General features: G+C 40.8%; 4 protein-coding genes and 1 pseudogene. All 5 read left to right on the top strand.

Features of this window, described 5'->3' with window-relative positions; genetic code table 11:
* Window positions 1-750: pseudogene (locus ACYDAT_RS15675) on the top strand (hypothetical protein); the annotation flags it as partial.
* 58 nt (window positions 751-808) lie between these two features.
* Entirely contained in the window at window positions 809-1,615 is an 807-nt protein-coding gene (locus tag ACYDAT_RS15670; RefSeq protein WP_461451327.1) for a hypothetical protein, read from the top strand.
* A 54-nt stretch (window positions 1,616-1,669) separates the two neighbouring features.
* The gene (locus ACYDAT_RS15665) at window positions 1,670-2,638 is read left to right on the top strand and encodes a hypothetical protein (RefSeq protein WP_461451325.1); all 969 of its coding nucleotides are present in this window, start codon (window positions 1,670-1,672) and stop codon (window positions 2,636-2,638) included.
* A gap of 23 nt (window positions 2,639-2,661) precedes the next feature.
* Window positions 2,662-3,024, top strand: a complete 363-nt coding sequence (locus tag ACYDAT_RS15660; protein WP_461451323.1) for a hypothetical protein — start codon at window positions 2,662-2,664, stop codon at window positions 3,022-3,024.
* A 16-nt stretch (window positions 3,025-3,040) separates the two neighbouring features.
* Window positions 3,041-4,637 (top strand): hypothetical protein (locus ACYDAT_RS15655; protein ID WP_461451321.1); only part of this gene is annotated, 1,597 nt, incomplete at its 3' end.

Below are 4,637 nucleotides of genomic sequence, written 5' to 3'. Positions count from 1 at the left end.
GCTTACATCATTAACCCAACGCCGCTTTTAACTATTGCCAATCCTGATAGGAAAAGAGCAAAAAAAAATAAAACGGCTAAAAAAAGAACGTCTAACGGAGGTATTACAATGGCAAAGAAAAAAAGTGCAAGCAAAAAGAAAAGAACTGTCGCAAGCAATCCAAAGAAACACAAAAGGACTGTTGCGAAGAAAGTAGTCGCAAGCAATCCAAAGAAACACAAAAGGACTGTTGCGAGCAATCCAAGCAAAAGCAAGAAAAGGGTTAGCGAAAGAGTATTAAAGGTTAATCCGAGAAGAAGGCATTACAAAAGGAATCCTGACACTATGGCTACGATAGGGGATTTCGGCAAGCAGATAGGGTTAGCAGGTCTTTCGTTTGTTGCGGCAACTATGATACCGCAGTATGCGTTTAATGCAATAGACCCCTCTCTTGCAAAAAACAAGGTAGCGCTTTATGCTTCTGAAATAGGCGTAGTAGCCGTTTTAGGTCTTGCGGCTCATCACTTCTTCAAGAAACATAATTTAGCCGCTCCTATTATATTAGGCGGTTCATTAGTTCCCGCCATGCAGATTGTAGCGGAAGTTTGGTCTTCTGCCAACAACTACATTAAAATTGCGGGTGCGCCAAAAGTAAGCGGTTATGGAGTTCTACCTAACGCTTTGAACGGCGGCATGAGCTATCCGGCTATTCCGGCAGGAGTTCCAAACGGCAATATCAGCGACTACAACAGATTACAGAACTTTGCATAACATTTAACTTTAACTTTAACAATAACGAGAACATTTAAAATTACGGAGGTTCACACAAATGGCAAATCCAATCGCAGTTCAACCAACGGCTTCTAATCAGGCGGCTATTGCACAGGCTAATACAGCAGTTCAGCAGTTGGCTAATCTTTATCCTTCTATGTCAACCGCCATTCAGGCTGGCAAGATGAGATTTAGCAACTTAGCGCAGGTATCGAATATGTATAACACAATGGTAGGCAAAGGTGCTTATTCCGAATCTGCCGAGCCGTTATACGATACCGTTACAGTATCACCCGGCGGAGCGGCTATTGCACAGCAATACACATTCTTCACCGCTAACAACATCGGTCTTAACGTAGGCAATATCAGTAACTCGCCCGGACAGGGTTCTCTTCCTGCCACAATGGCGTTCCTGATGATGAAAGTATCCGTGCAGTTGACCCCTACCGTTGCTACGGGATATGTGCTTAATACGATAACCGCACCGACAGCTACTACAACTGAAGGTCTTTCAAATAATGTCATCGATGCCATAAACATATTTAATGAAGGCTCTATATCTTTTACCTTCTTAAATACTAAATGGCTCGAAATTCCGCTCAAGAGAATAATAGGCGGACCGGCTGTTCAGATAATGTCATCTCTTGCCGGAACTTATACCGCACCTGCAACGGTCGGAATAAGCGTTCCGTTACTCGGACCAACCAGCATTGAGGGAATACCTGAATTAAAAGAGTATATGTTCATCGCCCCGCAGGAGAATTTCACTATTCAGCTGAAATTCCCAAGCACATTTACGACCGCTCTGACTAACCCGATGAATGTAACCTTAACCTTAGACGGCGTGAAATATCAGTCTGTCTAATTCAGGCACGCTAACTTTAAAACAAAAGGCGATTTGTAGCCTTGAGGTGAAAAAATGGCAACGAACAACTTGTTTCAGAATATCAATAACAATGCAGGATTTACCGCTCCGTCAACAGGCGGGGCGGGCAGTCCGGCACAGGCAACAACCGCAACAGCACCAAAGGCAGAAAGATTGCCATTTGGTTATATAGTAAGTTTTCCGAGTTATACCGCAACCGCCTCTGCCGGAACTTTAGGCGTGGATAATATCCAAAACCTTAAAATAAACAGCAATGCTAATTTCGAGGTATTAAGACAGCTTAAATGGGATAATGGAGGCGGAAACGGTTATCTTAATATCCTTTCTAACGGACAAAGCAGTTTATACGGCGTATCTTCCGTTACAAGTAATTATAACGGATATGCCAATATCAATACCGTATTCGGCAATAGCGAGTTTAACGCTCGTTTCGATAAACCATTAGTATTACCGGCGACAAGAGAACTCATAATAAAGTATAAAGATATATCGGCAACATCAGGTAATCTTTATCTATTATTCATGGGCAATAATGTATATCCGACCGGAACTATCAACCAGAATTATTTATACGCAACGATTCCATCAACCTCATATCCTATTCAATACCCTATTACGCTAACCACGACACAGGCGAACGGCACAACGGTAGGCAATATTACTATTCCGCAGGGTCAGAATTTCGTTTGGACGGGTATCACTATTAACGATTCTAATTATCCTGTTTTAATTAACTTCACATTATCGCAATTAAGCAATCTTCCGATATTTTCAAGTGGAGTAATTTCGAGGATGATAAACGGAACGACAAGCACTAATGCGGCGGGTAATTCCTTAACGCCGACAGGCGTAAGACCGTTTATGCTACCGTCAGGCGTTAATTTAGTGTCAAAATCCACTATACAGGTCAGCGTATCGGATATATCGGGCGTAAGCGGATATAATACGGATGTTACTCTGTGGGGTTATGTAACGCAGGCAACATCGGCACAATACTATTAATCAGACATTAGGGGTAAATCAAAATGTTTATAAACGATGATTTACAGAACAAAATATATACTACCGCCGGAGATTTATTACTTAAAAAGAGCAAGGAATATCTTGAAAATCCGGGCGGAATTGATTTAACGGGCTTATTAATCGCAGGGGTCGCAGGGGCGGTTGCGGGTTTTGCCGGTTCTGCGATATACGAGAAATACAGTCTTAATAAAAATCAGGCGGCGTTAGGTCAATTAAGCTATCAGATACAGCAATTAGGGCAAGAGGTCAACTCTTATAGGCAAAACAACAATAGTAATCCGCATAACGCTAATCAGCCTAATACTTTTAATAATAACGGTCAGCAGTTTGACGCAAACGGAAACCCGATTATTGATATAAAATAAACAAGGAGGCTTTTTTATGAATGAAGATTACATAGATAATTTAGCATTACAGTCGATAGAGGCAAGCAAGAATAGAAAAGAAGTCGATGATTCCGAAAATTATGAGGGCGGACAGGATGATGAGCCCATAGAGCCGTCAGATAACCCTTATTCTAAAAATAAGGCGATAGAAACGCTTGAAAGGTTTGAAACTAACACGCAAAAAGACCCTTCATATTGGGAAGTGGGCGAAATTAAACTCGGAATGAGAGAGCCGTCTTTTTTAGAAAGGATAAATGAAGAGCCGTCTTGCGGGTGGGCTGAATATATACAAAAAAGGTATGTTGACAAAAGAGGGAAAGCGGGCGAATATCAGGTAACATTCTACCCTAACTTTGTATTAAACAACAGAGGTAAAGTGGCAGACCCTAAAGTGCAGAAATTAAGAATAGAGCCGTCTTTAGAATCCATAGAGATTAGACAGGAAAGCTATAAAGCGAATACAGGCTCACAACCTATTATATTAGGCGAAGACGAGTTTTCAAAAAGGCTTAAAGAAAGCGCATTAGATTCTATAATGAAAAAAGATGAAACGGAAAAAAAGGTCAAAGAAGATACATTTAATTCCTTAAAACAGATGAAAGACCTTATTATCCCCGAAAATAGCAAGGATAGTTCAAACGCATTGCTTGAAATGGTCAAAATATTCGCAAATAACGCTTCAGGCAATAAAAAAGTAAATGAAAAAGACGACTTCGACAAGATGAAGGACTTTACCGCTATAATTGCGGCTATAAACGGCGGCAATAAGAAAGATGACGGCAAAGAGAAAGATACTTTTTACGCCACTTTATTAGATATGACGACAAAGGCAAATCAGGCTCAAATGGAATTTATGGCGGAATTACATGAAAAAGATGTAGTGCATCAGAAAGAAGTCGCCAGAAAAGAGGAATTGCATAGGCAGGAATTAGACAGAATTAAGGAAACAGCCGCTAAACCGCAATCATTGATAGGGCAGGTCAACGATTTAAACAAATTTGAAGAATTAGCGGCTAAGTTAGGCTATAAGAAAGGCGATGGCAGTGAACAGCCAAAAGAGGAAACTTGGAAGGATAAAATAGCAAATGAGATACCCTCTTTAATCGGCAGTCTGCCGTTAATATTGGAAAAGTTTGGCGCAATATTGGCAAGCAGGAATCAAGCCCCTGCCGTCAATCCAAATGTAAATTATAATCCTAATCCAAATATGGCAATGCTACCTAACACGCCATATATCGCACCTGAGCCAATGCCTATTGCTAACAATATACCCGCAACGCCTATGCCAACGCCGACAGCCCCTGTCCAACAGCAAGAATCCGCATTGCAGTTGACCCCTTTAGCGTTATTACAGCTTGCGTTACTTAAAGACGCTGACAGGTCGTTTGATAAATTCAGGGATTGGAAGAGCAGAAAAGACTTAAACGATAACCCTAAAAAACTTGAAAAATTAAGGGAATCAGTTGAAGCCTTTTATGAAAATGTGCGTATCAGCTTTATAGATATTAACCCTGACTTTGAAGAAGATTTAAGCAATATAGATGTTCCGGCTCAATTACATCAGCTCGCTAATATTACAAAATCGCATTATC

The sequence above is a fragment of the Metallibacterium sp. genome (assembly GCF_054637675.1).
This window is presented reverse-complemented; position numbering and strand designations above follow the sequence as displayed.

What these genes read in the sequence shown, in the direction of transcription:
- ACYDAT_RS15670 (WP_461451327.1), top strand. Translation starts at nt 809, where the DNA reads ATGGCAAATCCAATCGCAGTTCAACCAACGGCTTCTAATCAGGCGGCT.
- ACYDAT_RS15665 (WP_461451325.1), top strand. Translation starts at nt 1,670, where the DNA reads ATGGCAACGAACAACTTGTTTCAGAATATCAATAACAATGCAGGATTT.
- ACYDAT_RS15660 (WP_461451323.1), top strand. Translation starts at nt 2,662, where the DNA reads ATGTTTATAAACGATGATTTACAGAACAAAATATATACTACCGCCGGA.